The organism is Streptomyces sp. NPDC001606 (assembly GCF_053596835.1).
In genome coordinates this window covers 126,899-142,560 of record NZ_JBSFHC010000013.1, presented here as the reverse complement: position 1 = coordinate 142,560, position 15,662 = coordinate 126,899, and the positions used below count along the sequence as shown (strand labels likewise).

Below are 15,662 nucleotides of genomic sequence, written 5' to 3'. Positions count from 1 at the left end.
AACACATTTCCGGTACGACGGTTCCGGCCCGTCCGTCAGCCGGTCTTCCTCCGGGTGAGGTCGTAGAAGGTGGCCGAACCGACCGTCACCTTCTTGAAGGTGCTCTGGACCCACGAGCTGATCTGGGAGGCGGTGCCGCTGTTGCCGCCCCTGCCCATGCCGCCGCCCGCGATGAAGTAGTGGATCCTCCCGTCGGCCACGTACTGCTTGAACCGGGCCAGCGTGGGCGACGGGTCGGTGCCGTTGAAGCCGCCGATCGCCATCACCGGATCGCCGGTGGCGAGCTGGTAGGCGGCCGCGTTCTGGGAGCCGATGGACGCGGCCACCCAGGTGTACTTCGCCGCGTCCGTCTCCAGCAGTTTCCTGGCCCCGGCGGAGACGGACGCGCCGTTCAGCAGGCCGCCGACGCCACCGCCGCCGCCCATGCCGCCCTCGCCCATCCGGCCGCCGGCGAACCCGTTGCCGTTCTGCTGCCCCTGCGGGCCCGGCTGGTTCCGGCCCGGCATGCCACCGCCCGGGAATCCGTTGCCGTTCAGCCGGCCTCCCTGCCGGCTCTGGCCCGGCATGCCGCCGCCGAAGCCGCCGCGGCCCATGCCACCGCCCGGCCGGCCACCGCCGCCGGGGCCGCCCATCCTGCTCGCGCCCGCCGGACCGGCCGTGACGATCGAGCCGGTGTGCCCCTGCTGGAGCGTGCTGAGGGTGTACGCCGTGGGACCGGCCAGCGCCGCCACCAGGCCCACCGCCGCCGAGGCGAGAGCGAGCCGCCGGGGGATCCGGCCGGCGAAGACCAGGCAGAGCGCCGCGGTCAGGCCGCCGACCAGCACCAGCCACTTCAGCCACGGCAGATAGCCGGAGGTGCGGTGGAGCAGGACATAGCCCCAGGCCGCGGCCGCGACCACGGCGGCGGCGAGGGTGATCGACGCCCACGTCTCCCGCCGCCTCTCCCACAGCAGCCCGGCGCCCATGCCGACGACAGCGGCCAGATAGGGCGCGAGGGCCACGGTGTAGTACTGGTGGAAGATGCCCGCCATATAGCTGAAGACCGCCATGGTCACCAGCAGCGAGCCGCCCCACACCAGGAACGACGCACGGGTGACGGAGGTCCGCTTCCGTCTGCGCGTGGCGACCAGGCCCGCGCCGAGCAGGATCAGCGCGGACGGCAGCAGCCAGGAGATCTGGCCGCCGATCTCCGCGTTGAACATCCGGTTCCAGCCGGTCGCACCCCACATCCCGGTGCCCCCGCCACCGCCCCCGCCGCCGACGCTGCCGGTCTCCTCGCCGTTGAGCCGGCCGAGCCCGTTGTAGCCGAAGGTCAGCTCCAGGAAGCTGTTGTGCTGCGAGCCGCCCACATACGGCCGCGAGGAGGCGGGCCACAGCTCGACGACCGCGACCCACCAGCCGCCGGAGACGACCAGCGCGAGCGCCGCCGCGGCCAGCTGCGCGCACCGCTTCCTCAGCGACACCGGCGCGCAGACCGCGTACACGAGCGCCAGCGCCGGAAGGATCAGGAAGGCCTGGAGCGTCTTGGCGAGGAACGCGAGACCGATCGCCACACCGGCCCACACCAGCCACCGGGTCCGGCCGTCCTCCACCGCCCGGACGACGAGATAGCAGGCCACCGCCATCAGCAGGGCCAGCATCGCGTCCGGGTTGTTGAACCGGAACATCAGCGCCGCGACGGGGGTGAGCGCGAGCACCGCACCAGCGATCAGACCGGCCGCCGGGCCGAACCGGCGCCGTACGGCCGCGTACACGACCGCGACGGTCGCCACGCCCATCAGCACCTCGGGGGCCAGGATCGCCCACGAGTTCAGGCCGAAGACCCGCACCGACAGCTCCATCGGCCACAGCGAGGCCGGCGGCTTGTCGACGGTGATGGCGTTGCCCGCGTCCAGCGAGCCGAAGAAGAACGCCTTCCATGACTTGCTGCCCGCCTGCACGGCCGCCGAGTAGAAGGAGTTGGCGTAGCCGGAGGCGCTGAGGTCGTAGAGGTAGAGGAGGAGGGTGGCCGCGAGCAGGCCGAGGAAGGCCGGGCGGACCCAGCGCGGGGATGCGGTCGGGGGTGCGGTCGGGGGTGCGGTCGGGGGTGCGGTCGGGGGTGCGGTCGGGGGCGGCCCCCAGACGGTCGTACCGATCGGATCGTGGACGGTCATCGGGATTCCTCCCCCTGGTACGGGGTGTAGGGGCCGTACGGGTCGTAGGGGCCGTAGGGGTCGTACGACTGCTGGTGCGGCACCGGACGCTGCGGGAGCGGCGCGTACGGCGCGGTGGGAGCGGTCGCCGCCGGCTCTTCCCGGTCGGGGAAGACCCAGGCCCGGAAGAGCAGGAAACGCAGCACGGTCGCCGCGAGGTTGGCGGCGACCAGCACCGCCAGTTCGGTGGAGTGCGCCGGATGGTCGCCGGCCGCGTTCAGAGCGGCCAGGGAGCCGCTGGTCAGGGCCAGGCCGATACCGAAGACCACCAGACCCTGCGCCTGGTGCCGGACGGCACCGCCCCGGCCGCGCACCCCGAAGGTGAGCCGGCGGTTGGCGGCCGTGTTGGCGGTCGCGGAGACCAGCAGCGCAAGCGCGTTGGCGGTCTGCGCGCCGCAGAACTGCCGGAAGACGCCGTACAGCAGGAGGTAGAAGAGGGTCGACAGACCGCCGACGACACAGAATCCGACCAGCTGCCGGGCCAGACCCTTGGGCACATTGGTCAGTTCGCGGTCGCGCGGGTCGTCGCCGAAGGGGCGGGTGAGCCGGTCCAGCGGCAGCGAACCGGTGGCCAGGGCCCTGCCGACGCGCCACACGCCCTTGAGGTCGTCGGTGGCGGTCTTCACGATGTGCACGGTGGAGTCCGGGTCGTCCACCCAGTCGACCGGCACCTCGTGGATCCGCAGGCCCGCCCGCTCGGCGAGCACCAGCATCTCGGTGTCGAAGAACCAGCCGGTGTCCTCCACCAGCGGCAGCAGCACCTGTGCCACATCCCGCCGGATGGCCTTGAAGCCGCACTGGGCGTCGGAGAAACGGGCCTGGAGCGAGCCGCGCAGGATCAGGTTGTAGGCCCGGCTGATCAACTCCCGCTTGGGGCCGCGGACCACCCGGGAGCTGCGGGCCAGCCGGGAGCCGATCGCGAGGTCCGAGTGACCGGAGATCAGCGGTGCCACCAGCGGCAGCAGGGCGTTGAGGTCGGTGGACAGGTCGACGTCCATGTAGGCGAGGACCGGCGCCTCGGAGGCGGACCACACGGCTCGCAGGGCCCGCCCGCGCCCCTTCTGCTCCAGGCGGACGGTGCCGACCTCGGGGATCTCCGCCTCCAGCCGCGCCGCCACCAGCGGGGTGGTGTCCGTGGACGCGTTGTCCGCGATCGTGATGCGGAACGCGTACGGGAAGGTCCGCGCGAGATGCTCGTGCAGTCTGCGGACGCACGGCTGGAGGTCCTTCTCCTCGTTGTAGACGGGGATCACGACGTCCAGGACAGGCGTTCCGGCGTCGGTGGCCGGGAGGTGCTCCCGCGCCGGCAGGGTGCCGGGAGAAGAGTCGGTTCGCATGGCCCCGACTTTCGTCAGGCGCCCTGTCGCACCCATGTGGTGGCACTGTGCTGTGCCTGTGAGTCCGAGGGCCGGTCCGTCTCCGGTACGGCCGGAGGGACCGCGGGCAGGTGCAGGGTGAACACCGTCCGCCCCGGCACGCTGTCCACGGTCACGGAACCGCCGTGCGCCGCCGCGACGGCCTGCACGATGGCGAGTCCGAGCCCGGTGGACCCGGTCGCCCGGGACCGCGCGGAGTCGCCCCGGGCGAACCGCTCGAAGACATGCGGCAGCAGCTCGGCGGGAATCCCCGGCCCGTCGTCCTCGACGTCGACGCACGTCCACGCCCCGTGCCGCCGCACCCGTGCGGTGACCGTCGTACCGGGCGGGGTGTGGGTGCGGGCGTTGCCCAGCAGATTGACCAGCACCTGCTGGACGCGGGCCGCGTCGGCCAGGACGAGGGCGGGCTCGTCGGGCAGGTCGAGCCGCCAGGTGTGGTCCCTGCCGGCCGCGCGGGAGTCGCTGACCGTGTCCACGACCAGCGGGACCAGATCCGTCCGCTCGAACCGGAGCGGCCGCCCCGCGTCCAGCCGCGCGAGCAGCAGAAGGTCCTCGACGAGGAGCGTCATCCGCCCCGCCTCGGACTCGATACGGCCCAGGGCGTGCCGGGTGTCGGGCCCGACCTGCTCCCGGCCGCGCCGGGTCAGCTCGGCGTACCCCCGGATGGAGGCGAGCGGGGTGCGCAGCTCATGGCTGGCGTCGGCGACGAACTGCCGTACCCGCGTCTCGCTCTGCTGCCGGGCGTGCAGGGCGCCGTGCACATGGTCCAGCATCCGGTTGAGCGCGGCACCGACCCGGCCGACCTCGGTGTGCGGGTCGCACTCGGACTCGGGGACCCGTTCGCTGAGGTGCACCTCGCCGGTGTGCAGCGGGAGTTCGGAGACGCGGGTGGCGGTGGCGGCGACCCGGCGCAGGGGGCGGGTGGCGACGCCGACGAGCACCCAGCCGGCGATCCCGGCGGCGACCAGACCGGCCACGGTGACACTGACCTCGATGAGGATCAGCGCGTCGATGTTGTCGTCGGTCTCCTTGGTGGGAAGGGCGACGTAGTACGTGCCGTTGTTGCCGTCGGCGTACACCGCCTGGTAGTCGCCGAGTCCGGGGATCTCGACGCCGTGCACAGTGCCGTCCCGGGGGACGGCGGCCAGCGCCCTGCTCTGGGCGGACGTCAGCGACCTGGCGCTCATCTGCGGGATGCCGTTGCCGTCCTCGGCCTTGTGGCCGACCTTGGCGTCGGTGACGGCGCCGTGCTCGACCCGGGCCGCGATGGTGCCGCTGGGCTGCGGGCCGTGGGCGACGAAGTCGCCGAGCCTCGTCCCCCGGAGAGCGTCCGGCCGGCCGGGCGGGGCGGCGCCGTGCTTCATCCCGTCCGGCAGCCGGAACCCGCCGGCCGCGCGGGCGGAGGCCTCGATGAGCTGCCGGTTCAGCTGGTCGTACAGATGCGAGCGCAGCGCGAGCGTGGTGACAGTGCCGATCACCGCGCACACCACCGCGATCAGCACCACCGAGGCCACGACGAGCCGGGTCCGCAGGGTGCGCGGCCGCCCCACCCGTGGCATGTGCCGCTGCCGTCGCTGCTGTCGCGCCTGCGGACCCGGCCGTCGCCGTCCGCTCATGACACGGCGGGCTTGATCAGGTAACCGGCCCCGCGCCGGGTGTGGATCATCGGCTCCCGGCCCGCGTCGATCTTCCTGCGCAGATACGAGATGTACAGCTCGACCACGTTGGCCTGGCCGCCGAAGTCGTACGACCACACCCGGTCCAGGATCTGCGCCTTGCTGAGCACCCGCCGGGGGTTGCGCATGAGGAAGCGCAGCAGCTCGAACTCGGTGGCGGTGAGGTGGATGGACTCCCCGGCCCGGGTCACCTCGTGGCTGTCCTCGTCCAGGGTCAGGTCCCCGACGACGAGCACCGAGTCCGAGCGCCGGTCGGCCGCCCCGGACCTGCGGATGAGCCCGCGCAGCCGGGCCACGACCTCCTCCAGGCTGAACGGCTTGGTGACGTAGTCGTCGCCGCCGGCCGTGAGCCCGGCGATACGGTCCTCCACCGCGTCCTTGGCGGTCAGGAACAGCACCGGCACGTCCGGCAGTTCACGGCGCAGCCGGCCCAGCACGGCGAGGCCGTCCATGTCGGGCAGCATCATGTCGAGCACCACGGCGTCGGGCCGGAACTCCCGCGCGGTCTGTACGGCGCCCTGCCCGTCCCCCGCGCTCCTGATCTGCCAGCCCTCGTAGCGCAGGGCCATGCTCAGCAGTTCGGTGATCGACAGCTCGTCGTCCACCACCAGCACACGGACGGGGCTCCCGTCCGGCCTCAGCAGTTCGGTGCGCCCCTGGGGCGAGGTCGTGGTCATGGTGCACACCGTGACGAGGCCCTCTGAGAACACGCTTTCACGCGTCTGTGATTTCCCTGAGAAACCCCCGGGCGCCGCTGGGCAAACCCCTGGGGGCCGGTCAGGGCCGCTGGAAGGAGTAGGAGTGCTCGACCCGGGCGATGTGGATGGTGTACCGCTCGTACCACTCCGCGCGGCCGCGCTCCTTGGCCGCACGGTGCTCGGGGTGCCGCCGCCAGCGCTCGATGCCGTCGAGGTCGCGGAAGTAGGCCACGCTGATGGCGAGTCCGCCCGGCGTGCGGGCGAAGTCCTCGCCGAGGAAGCCGGGTATGTCCCGGACGAGGCCGCTGAGCCGGGCGGCGGCCGCGTCGTAGTCCTCGGCTCCCTCATCGGCGCGTACGGCGGTGAACACGACGGCGTAGTACGGGGTTTCGGGTGCGGTGGGCTGATCGCTCATGCCTTCCACCCTGACCCGCCCGGACCCCCGGATCCCCCGGTCTTGCCGAACGGGATCCGAACGGGATCCAAGTCTTGACCCTTGCACCCCCTCAGAACAGCTCGTCCTGGACGGTGGCCTCCACCGGGAACTCCCTTACGGGAAAGGCGCGCTCGAACGGCCCCCCGCTTCCGTCCGGAGCCACCAGCTCCCACCCCGCCATCAGCCGGGTGTCGAGCACGACGACCCCCCACCCGTCGACCGCCAGATGCAGATCCGGCCCGGCGGCGGCGACCAGCGCACCGCTCACCGCACCCCCCGGCACCAGCTCCACGACCGCGCCGCGCGCCGCCGGCGCCCCGGCCAGCCCGAACACCCCGACGTGGTCGACGACGTGGCAGGGCTCGGCCCGCAGGGACTCCGGCCAGCCGGCGAGCGCCCCGGCCCGGGCGTGCAACTCCCTTACCTCGGCCGCCCGTTCCGCCGCCTCCACCGGCAGTGCCGCCCGCACCGCCCGCTTCTCGCCGTACGGAATCCGGTCCGGCACCCGCAGCGCGGCCCGCAGCAGCTCCTCGGCGCGCCGGGCGGCCATCAGCGGACCGGTGCCGAGCCAGCTGAAGCAGACGGCGCCCTGCTCCAGCAGCCGCGCCGGACCCCGCTCGACGGCGGTGATCCCGACCTTGACCATGCCGGGCCCGAACCAGCCGAGATACACCCGGTACGGGCGCGGGTCGTCGGCGAGCGTGTCGGCGGCCACGGAGTGCGCCCGGTCCAGCCGCGCACACTCCTCGCACCGCGCGCCCGTGCCCCTCCCCGGCACGGCCGCCCGCACCGGACAGGCATGCCCGCGCGCCCCCACGCACCTGCGCACCCCGCCCTCCGGCACGGCGAAGGCGACCCGCTTCCCCCAGGGCAGCGCACTGCGCCGCCCGCCGTCCCACACCAGCGCGGGCCCCTCCGGCGCCCAGCGCAGCCCCGCGCACTTCCATACCTGTGCCATCACCTCCGAGCGTAGAGGCGAGGTCCGACAACGGACCCGGGCTCTCTATGCCTAGGACGCCCGCGCCCCCTCGGAGGCGACCTCGTACGGCGACCCGGCACCGGCCCGCTCTCCCCGCCCCCGGCCGCGCCCCGCCAGCCGGCAGCTCACGCAGCCGGGGTGGCCGGCCCGGGCCTGCGGGTCCCGGGCGCGCATCGGCCAGTCCGACCGGGGCCGTACGCCCGGCGGCTTGCCCCAGCCGGACAGATGCAGCAGCCAGGTCACCAGGACGCTCACCGCCACCACGCCCAGCCCGGCACCGGCCAGCGGCAGGGAGCCCGTGCAGACCCCCACGCCGATGACACCGGCCCCGGCGGTCGCGATGCCGAAGCCGGTCCAGCCGGCGATGGTGTGACCCTCGTCGTACAGACTCATGGAACCGCCTCCACGGGGAACGCCTACAGCATTCCTCTTACCCACTAAGAAATTTACTATACAAACCTCTCACGAACTAAGGGACTTGGGAAGATGCACGGCACGCCACGACCGCCCGCCACTCCGGCCGAGGCGCTGTCGGCCATGGACCACCTCATCGCCGCCCATCTGATCGGCCAGCAGGAGCTGGCCCGGCGGCTCGGCCTGACCGTCACCGACCTGACCTGCTTCGCCTTCGTCCTGGAGGCCGGGGAGGACATGCTGACGGCCGGCGACCTGGCGGCCCGCGCCCATGTCACCACCGGCGCGGTGACGGGCATCCTCAACCGCCTCGAACGCGCCGGATACGTCACCCGCCGCCCCGACCCGGCCGACCGCCGCCGCGTGCGCGTGGCCGCCGTACCCGACGCGGTCACCCGGGTCGAGGCGGTGTACGCCGGCCACTACAAGCGGCTCACGGCGCTGTTCTCCGAGTACTCCCCGGAGGAGCTGGCGGTCGTCACCGACTGGTTCACCCGGGCCACCGGCCTGGCCCACGAGTACCTGGAGAAGCTGAACCGGAACGACCCGGACGAGGAGTGCTGACCAGCCCTGGTCCCGGTCCCGGGAACGACGAAGGCCCCGGAGTGATCCGGGGCCTTCGCTCTACTCGACTATTGAGTCTCGACCATTCAGTGACGTCAGCGGACGTCGACGTAGTCGTAGGCGTCCGCGCCCGAGGTGGTGCTGCTGCCGTTGTAGTGGAAGCGCCAGGTGCCGTCCACGGAGGCGGTCACCGAGGTCTTCAGGTAGCCGCTCGACGAAGCCTTGATCGTCTTCACGGTGCTGTAGGTGCTGGCGCCGGACTTCTTGAACTGCACGTCCACGGACTGGCTGCCGTAGCCGTAGTACTTCAGGTTGCTCCAGCTCGCGCGCTTCAGGGTGCCCGTGAGCGTGACGGCCTTGCCCTTGGTGACCGGCTCGGGACCGGCGTTGAAGTCGCTGAAGCTGGCGGCGCGCTTCACCCAGTGGTTCTTGTAGACGTCCGTCTGGATGTAGTCGGAGTCATTGCCGACCGCCCAGGCGGCGACGTTCCACTTGCCGGCCAGGATGCTGTCGTACAGGTCGTCCGACGTGGCCGTGATGGTGATCTTGCAGGTGGCGGAGGTGGCGCTCCAGTTGTCGCAGGTGGAGTCCTGGTCGTTGTAGAGCACGCCGTCGACGTCCGGGTTGTTCTCGTCCAGGCTGGTGCCGTGCCACAGGAAGGCGCTGGCGCTGTAGATGCCGGACGGGTCGGTCGCCGTCACGTAGATGGTGAAGGACTTCTTGCTGACGCCGACGACGACGTCCTTGTTGCCGTTGACGGTCACCTTGGTGATCGTCGTGTCGCCCTGGCTCTCGTCCGCCGGCGACATCGTCGCACCCGACATCTTGGCGGCGACACCGGCCGGGCCGTCCGCCGCCTGAGCGGCCGGAGCGACGAGGGCGGTGAGTGCCACGGCGCCGGAAACCGTCGCGGCGGCCAGGCTGGCACGAATGCGCATCTGTCTTCCCCAAAAGGACAGAGGGCCACCAGCAGTGGGGGGCACTGGTGAGCCCGAGGTCTGATGAGTCTGTTGACTCACCTGCGAAGACCCGCGACCCCTGGGAACAGTTGTACGGGATAGAACAATTTTTTTAACGGTGCATGACCAACCCGCAGAGCCCTACGCGGCCAGCGCCCGACGTTCGCCAGGACGACCGCGCTCAGGGCCGGCCAGCCCAGGGCCCTTCGAGGACGGGCACGAGACGGTGATGAGCCCGGGACCGGACACCGTCGTCCGTCCCTTCGCGCCCGAAGGGTGGAAGGAGCCGGGCGGGTCCTCGCTCTGAGGCGGTTGCCGTCAAACGCTGCCGTCACGGCAAAAGCCAGAGGCCCTGTGGATCACTCCACAGGGCCTCTGATGTGCTGTGCACTCGGCAGGATTCGAACCTGCAACCTTCTGATCCGTAGTCAGATGCTCTATCCGTTAAGCTACGAGTGCTTGTTCTTTTGTTCTTGTCTCCGTTTCCCGGCCTTTCGGCCCGTCCCGGCGACAGGAAGAACATTACATGACTGCCGCCGACATGTGAAATCCGATCGGCACACCCCTTGTGACCTGCGGAAACGCTCCTGGAGGCCCCATGGAGGCCGGTGGGGTGGAAACGCCGAAGCCCCGGTCCTGAGGACCGGGGCTTCGGGATCGGTGCGGAGGCGGAGGGATTTGAACCCTCGATGGGCTTTAAGGCCCAAACCGCATTAGCAGTGCGGCGCCATAGACCGGACTAGGCGACGCCTCCAGCACAACCGCTCACGCGAGCGCGAGAGTGGTGCGTGCAGATGATGACACAGTCGAGTGCGGTGTCACCAATCGCCCCCTACGGTACTAGGCAGGCGGGGCACAGAGCAAAGGGCTTTGCCGACGGTGCGGCGGAGAACGGCCCAGGGGTGGACAGAGGCGCAACGTTCGGGGGGGCGGGGGCGTTGGGCAGGGCATGGTTTCCGTCCTCTCCGGTCGCGGGCGGCGTTCCCTCGCGTCCCCCTTCGCCGCCGCCGTCTCGCTCGCTTCCCTGGTCTCCCTGGTCCCGTCGGCCACCCTCGCCCAGCTCGCCCTCACCGCCGTACCCGCCGCCGCTGCCGTGTCGCCGCCCGTGCGGCCCGAGGACCGGGGCGGGCCGGAGCGCGCCGGGGACCGGCTGACCGTCGTCGTCCGGCACGCCGGGGCCGGGCGGGACGGGACGTACGAGCTGTCCTGCCATCCGAGCGCCGGCCGCCACCCGGACCCGGCCGGAGCCTGCCGGGTGCTGGACGAGAACACCCGGTGGGGGCGTGACCCCTTCGCGCCGGTGGCCCCCGGCAGCACCTGCACCATGCTCTACGGCGGCCCGGCCACCGCCCATGTCACCGGCACCTGGGCCGGCCGCCCGGTCGACGCCGTCTACGACCGGGGCAACGGATGCGAGGCGGGACGGTGGGACCGGATGGTGCCGCTGCTGCCCCGGGCGGACGGCGCCGAGGTACCGGCCGCGTAAAGGTCCGGCGAAGGTCTCGGGGAGCCGGGGCATACGGTCACGCGTTCGCCTTCACTTCCTCGTGGGACCTCCCTCTCATCCGGCGGCACGAGCGCAACGCGTGCCCTTAGACTCCCTCGCGTGACACGTCGCGGGCCGGTTGGCAAGATGGCCGGAGCGGTCGGCAAGGTGCGGTAACAGGAGGGAAGCGTCTCGTGAGCAGCAGGCCATCCCGAGGCGCTGCTCGCCTCGCAGCCATACTCGACGCGCTGCCCGACGCGTTGGTCCTGGTCAACGCCAACGGCACCGTCGTCAACGCGAACACCATCGCGCTGGAGGCCTTCGAGGCGCCGGGCACCGCGCTCGTCGGGCGCGGGCTGCTCGATCTGCTGCCCGAGTTCGACTCCCGGCTGATCCCCGGTTCGATGCGGCGGCCCGACCACATGGACCCGCGCGGGCGGACCAAGCCGACGCGGATGGTCGCGCGGCGCACCGACGGGACCGAGTTCCCGGTCGAGGTCACCAGCGCGAACCTGGAGAACGGCCAGCAGGCGTACGACGGTTACGGCTACACCGGCGACGAGCTGCTGATGATCGTCGTACGCGACCTGTCCGGCACCGTCGACACCGAGGCCGAGCTGGCCCGGTCGCAGCGGCAGACCGAGATGATCCTGCGGGCCGCGGCGGAAGGCGTCGTGGGCACCGACACCGACGGGCGGATCGTGCTCGTCAATCCGGCCGCCGCCCAGATACTGGGGTACCGGGCCGGGGAGCTGGGCGGCAAGGAGCTGCACACGCTGGTGCTGCACTCGCGCCCCGACGGATCCCCCTTCCCGTACGAGGAGTCGCCGCTCGCCGACACCCTGCGCTCCGGGCGCAAGCACCGGGTGCGCGGGCAGGTGCTGTGGTCCAAGGGGGACGAGAAGGTCTCCGTCGATCTGACCACCGCGCCGGTGCGGGACGGGGACCAGCTCGTCGGTGCCGTGATGACCTTCACCGACCGGCGGCCGTACGACGCCCTCGTCGAGGAGAAGGAGGCGCTGGAGAAGGCGCACGCCGAGGAGCTGGAGCAGCTCGCCGAGAAGCACGCCTCCGATCTGACCGCGCTGCGCCAGCAGCACGTCACCGAGCTGGCGGAACTGCGCGAGAAGCACGCGGAGGAGCTGACCGCCGGCGAGGAGCGGTACGCCTCGCTCGCCGAGCGGGAGAAGGACCGGTACGAGGCGCTCGCCGGGCGGTACGAGCAGCTGGCGACCCTGCTCGGGCAGTCGCTGCGCGGCCCCCTCGACGAGCTGCGGCGCGAGCTGTCCGCACTGGCCGCGGACGACGCCGGGCAGCTGTGGCCCGAGGCCAACCAGGTGCTGCACCACCTCTGCGCCGGCTACTCGCGGATCACGACCCTCATCGACAACGTCCTCGGGTACCAGCGGCTGGACGCGGGCGGCGAGGACATCACCCGGACGAAGGTGATGCTGGACGCCGTCGTCGCCGCCGGTGTGGACGGGGCGGTGGAACTGGTCGGGCCCGGGCGGGTGCAGTTCGCCGTGCACGCGCCGCCCATCGAGGCCGAGGTCGACCCGGTGCGGCTCGCCACCGCGCTCGCCCATCTGGTGGCGGACGTCGCGGGCGTCGACGCCACCGGCAACACGCCCGTCTCGGCGGGCGGTTACCTGGACAACACGGTCGTGGTCGCCGCCGCGCAGCGCGGTGAGGTCGCGCGGATCGAGGTGCGCGGGCCGTACGCCGGTGGCGACCCGGTGCACGAGCCGATCGTGCGCGGGATCGTGCGCGCCCACGGTGGCGTGCTCCAGACGCACGAGGTGCCGGGCATGAGCGGCAGCGCGTACGTCCTGGAGGTGCCGCTGGGCGGCGGGGCCGGGGCCGTCGGCGGCCCGGCGGCCCCGGACACCGCGGGGGCGCCGGGCGAGGACGCCGGGGCCGGCGAGCAGGGTTCCACCGGCGGGCGGCGGCGGGCCCGGCGGGCCTCCACCGATGCCTTCCTGGAGAGTGACGTGCCCGGCGCGGGCGAGGCCGGTGAGGGCGAGGCGTCCCTGCCGACCGGGCGGCGCCGCCGGCGTGCGGGCGCGCCCGCCGAGGAGACGGGCAGCGTGTCCGTCGAGGCGGTGGAGAGCGCGGACGGCGCGTCCGGCGGGACCGGGCGGCGCCGGGGACGGCCCGCCGAGCTCGCTGCCGGTACCGGCCAGGGTGTGACGGCGGGTGCCGTGGTCACCGCGGCCGAGCATGCCGCGGGGGCGGCCGCCTCCAACACCGGACTCGGCGGCACCGTGCCGCCGCAGGGCGTGCCGGTGCCCTCGGGCCGACGCGCCCGCCGGGACTCCGACGCCCCGCAGGCCGCCCTGCCGCCCGCGCTCCCCGCGGCCGTGCCCGTACCGGCCCAGGCTCCGGGCGCGGACCCGGTGCCGGGTGCCGATCAGGCGGCGGACGAGGGTCAGCCGACCGGGCGGCGCCGGCGGGCGCTGGCCGCGGCGGCGGAGCGTGCGGCGGCGCAGGAGGCGGGCGGCGGCCGTACGGTCTTCGCCCTGCCCCCGGCCGAGGCCGACCGGGCCCCGGCGGCCCCGGACGCCGTGGACGCCGTTGCCGCCCCTGCGGATACGCCTGGGGCTCCGGGTGCCGTGCCGGGCGCGTTGCCCGGTCAGGTGCAGATGCCCGCTCAGCTGCCGCTGGCCGTGGAGCACGTCCCGGAGGCCGACGGCCGCCATGACGCCGTACCGCTCGACCAGTCCGCCGACCACACCCCGCCGCAGCCGCATCCGGCCGACGCACCGACCGGCCGGCGCCGCCGGGCCATGGCCCAGCAGGCGGACGTGGACCCCGGGTCCGCCGCGCAGCCGGCTCCGGCGGCCACGGTTCCGGCTCCGGCTCCCGTTGCGACTCCGGTCCCGGGTGCCGTGGGCGTCCCCGTCCAGGCCGGTCCCGTCGCCCAGTCGGTCGTGCAGCCGGTCGCCCAGCCCGTCGCCCCGGTGGGTGCCGAGGCCGCGGCTGCCGCGGGCACGGCTGCCGGTACGGCCGTCCCCACGCCCGGTACGGCCACTCCCGCACCCGGTACGGCCGTTCCCGCGCCCGGTACGGCCGTTCCCGCGCCCGGAACCGCCACTCCCGCGCCCGGTGCGGCCGTACCGCACCCGGTCGTCCCCGCGCAGGGCACCGCCGTCGCGCAGACCACCCCGGCCCCCGGCACGCCCGTACCGGCGGCCGGCGCGCCCGTGCCTCCGGTAGCGGCGCCCGGTCAGGGGGTTCCGACTCCGGCCCAGGGCCTTCCCACGCCGACCCCGACGCCCGCGCAGGGTGTCCCGGCGGTCGCCGGCGGTCCCGCTGCTGCGGCGGCCGTGCCGACCGCGGCGACCCCTGCCGAGCAGCCGCAGCAGGCCACCCCGGCCGGGGCCGGTACGCCCGCCGCCGGTACCCCGGTGGCCCCCGGACCCGCCCAGCCGCTGCCCTCCGAGGCCGCCGCACCTGCCGTACCCGTCGCACCCGTCGCCGTACCGCAGCAGTGGCCCGGCACCGGCGACACCTCCGGGGCCGGTGCGCCCGTGGCGCCGCTCCCGGCGGAACAGCCGGGTGCCGGACCACAGCGCGCCGCGCAGCCGCTGCCCGCCGAGGCGGCGAAGGCGGCGGAGGCGGCCCGGGCGGGAGCCGCGGCCGGAGCCCCCGCACCGGCCGCCGTGGACCCGAACTCGACCCAGGGGCGGGCCATCAGTGTCCGCACCCTCGGCCAGGGCGTGCCGTTCGCACGGCAGGTCGCGCAGGTCCAGCAGTCGACGGCGACCCCGCCCCCGCACGCGCCGGGCGGTTCCGGCCGCCGCCGCAAGCTGGGCACGCCGCCGGACCCGGCCACCCGCCCGGAACCCCAGCCCCAGCCCCAGTCCGGACCGGAGGCGGCCCGGCCGATCCCGTCGGCCCAGCCGGCGCCCGCGCAGCCCGTGCCGGGTGGCCAGTCGGCCCTGCCGCAGTCCCCGCTCGCCGGACAGCCGCCCGTGCCGCAGCCGTCGCTGCCGGGGCAGTCCCGGCTCGCCCCCGGCACCGAGGGGGCCGGACGGTCGTACGCCATAGGCGCGCCGGACGCCGACGCCGCCGAGGGGCCGGAGCCGCTCGACGGGCCGGGCGGCGCGGTCGAGGTGGCGGACACCCCGCGGCCGCAGCCGCTGGACGACGAACTGCCGCCGGAGCCGCTCGACAACCCGCGCCGGCTGCTGGTGTGGCCCGCGCCGGACGTGACGACCCAGCAGGCGCTCAGCGACCGCGGCTACCGTCCCGTCGTCGTGCACTCGCGCGAGGAGGTCGACGCGCAGATCGCGGCGTTCCCGGCCGCGCTGTTCGTGGACCCGCTGACCGGACCGATCACCCGTACGGCGCTCCAGTCGCTGCGCCAGGCCGCGGTGGCCGCCGAGGTGCCGGTGCTGGTCACGGCCGGACTCGGGCAGGCGACGCGCGAGGCGGCGTACGGCGCCGATCCCGCCGTACTGCTGAAGGCGCTGGCGCCGCGGGACAGCGAGCAGCATCCGCCGCGGGTGCTGCTCATCGAGGAGCACGCGGAGATCGCGCTGGCGCTGACCGCGACGCTGGAGCGGCGCGGGATGCAGGTGGCGCGGGCGGCCACGGACACCGACGCGGTGACGCTCGCCGGGCAGTTCCGGCCGAACCTGGTGGTGATGGACCTGATGCAGGTGCACCGCCGGCGGGCCGGGATCGTGGACTGGCTGCGCGCGAACGGGCAGCTCAACCACACCCCGCTGGTCGTCTACACGGCCGCCGTCGACCCGGCCGAGCTGCCCCGGCTGGCCTCGGGCGAAACGGTGCTGTTCCTGGCGGAGCGGTCCACGAGCACCGAGGTGCAGGCCCGGATCGTGGACCTGCTGGCCCGGATCGGCACCAACTGACGCCT

Annotated in this window: 11 protein-coding genes and 2 tRNA genes; 3 read left to right on the top strand and 10 right to left on the bottom strand. The window is 73.6% G+C overall.

Features of this window, described 5'->3' with window-relative positions:
• Nucleotides 1-35: 35 nt before the first annotated feature.
• The 7 genes from ACWCV9_RS23625 to ACWCV9_RS23595 form a co-directional block, all read right to left on the bottom strand.
• Nucleotides 36-2,153: a glycosyltransferase family 39 protein gene (locus tag ACWCV9_RS23625; protein WP_450789286.1), complete on the bottom strand. Its 2,118-nt coding sequence runs from the start codon at nucleotides 2,151-2,153 to the stop codon at nucleotides 36-38.
• Entirely contained in the window at nucleotides 2,150-3,529 is a 1,380-nt protein-coding gene (locus ACWCV9_RS23620) for a glycosyltransferase (protein ID WP_450789285.1), read from the bottom strand. Before ACWCV9_RS23620 ends, ACWCV9_RS23625 begins: the two co-directional genes overlap by 4 nt.
• Before the next feature lie 14 nt (nucleotides 3,530-3,543).
• Entirely contained in the window at nucleotides 3,544-5,184 is a 1,641-nt protein-coding gene (locus ACWCV9_RS23615) for an ATP-binding protein (protein WP_450789283.1), read from the bottom strand.
• On the bottom strand, nucleotides 5,181-5,921 hold the full coding sequence (locus ACWCV9_RS23610) for a response regulator transcription factor (protein ID WP_450789281.1): 741 nt from the start codon (nucleotides 5,919-5,921) through the stop codon (nucleotides 5,181-5,183). The genes ACWCV9_RS23615 and ACWCV9_RS23610 overlap by 4 nt, the downstream gene beginning before the upstream one ends.
• 100 nt (nucleotides 5,922-6,021) lie before the next feature.
• Nucleotides 6,022-6,357: an antibiotic biosynthesis monooxygenase family protein gene (locus tag ACWCV9_RS23605; RefSeq protein ID WP_450789280.1), complete on the bottom strand. Its 336-nt coding sequence runs from the start codon at nucleotides 6,355-6,357 to the stop codon at nucleotides 6,022-6,024.
• 91 nt (nucleotides 6,358-6,448) lie between these two features.
• Entirely contained in the window at nucleotides 6,449-7,336 is an 888-nt protein-coding gene (locus ACWCV9_RS23600; RefSeq protein ID WP_450789278.1) for a DUF2797 domain-containing protein, read from the bottom strand.
• A gap of 51 nt (nucleotides 7,337-7,387) precedes the next feature.
• On the bottom strand, nucleotides 7,388-7,750 hold the full coding sequence (locus tag ACWCV9_RS23595) for an HGxxPAAW family protein (RefSeq protein ID WP_450789276.1): 363 nt from the start codon (nucleotides 7,748-7,750) through the stop codon (nucleotides 7,388-7,390).
• Between the two features lie 93 nt (nucleotides 7,751-7,843).
• Here ACWCV9_RS23595 and ACWCV9_RS23590 point away from each other — a divergent pair, with 93 nt between their 5' ends.
• Nucleotides 7,844-8,335: a MarR family winged helix-turn-helix transcriptional regulator gene (locus ACWCV9_RS23590; protein WP_450789274.1), complete on the top strand. Its 492-nt coding sequence runs from the start codon at nucleotides 7,844-7,846 to the stop codon at nucleotides 8,333-8,335.
• Between the two features lie 95 nt (nucleotides 8,336-8,430).
• On the opposite strand, the gene ACWCV9_RS23585 is transcribed toward ACWCV9_RS23590, so the two are convergent.
• The 3 genes from ACWCV9_RS23585 to ACWCV9_RS23575 all read right to left on the bottom strand — a co-directional run bounded on the left by ACWCV9_RS23585 (nucleotide 8,431) and on the right by ACWCV9_RS23575 (nucleotide 10,048).
• Nucleotides 8,431-9,273 carry a DUF5707 domain-containing protein gene (locus tag ACWCV9_RS23585; RefSeq protein WP_450789273.1) on the bottom strand — a complete coding sequence of 281 codons (843 nt, stop codon included), beginning with the start codon at nucleotides 9,271-9,273 and terminating at the stop codon, nucleotides 8,431-8,433.
• 407 nt (nucleotides 9,274-9,680) lie between these two features.
• A tRNA-Arg gene (locus tag ACWCV9_RS23580) sits at nucleotides 9,681-9,753 on the bottom strand.
• A 204-nt stretch (nucleotides 9,754-9,957) separates the two neighbouring features.
• Nucleotides 9,958-10,048, bottom strand: a tRNA-Ser gene (locus ACWCV9_RS23575).
• A gap of 195 nt (nucleotides 10,049-10,243) precedes the next feature.
• On the opposite strand from ACWCV9_RS23575, the gene ACWCV9_RS23570 reads away from it, so the two are divergent.
• Nucleotides 10,244-10,780 carry an SSI family serine proteinase inhibitor gene (locus ACWCV9_RS23570; protein WP_450789271.1) on the top strand — a complete coding sequence of 179 codons (537 nt, stop codon included), beginning with the start codon at nucleotides 10,244-10,246 and terminating at the stop codon, nucleotides 10,778-10,780.
• Between the two features lie 194 nt (nucleotides 10,781-10,974).
• A complete protein-coding gene (locus tag ACWCV9_RS23565) occupies nucleotides 10,975-15,657 on the top strand; it encodes a PAS domain-containing protein (protein ID WP_450789269.1) in 4,683 nt (1,560 codons plus the stop codon).
• Nucleotides 15,658-15,662: the final 5 nt, after the last annotated feature.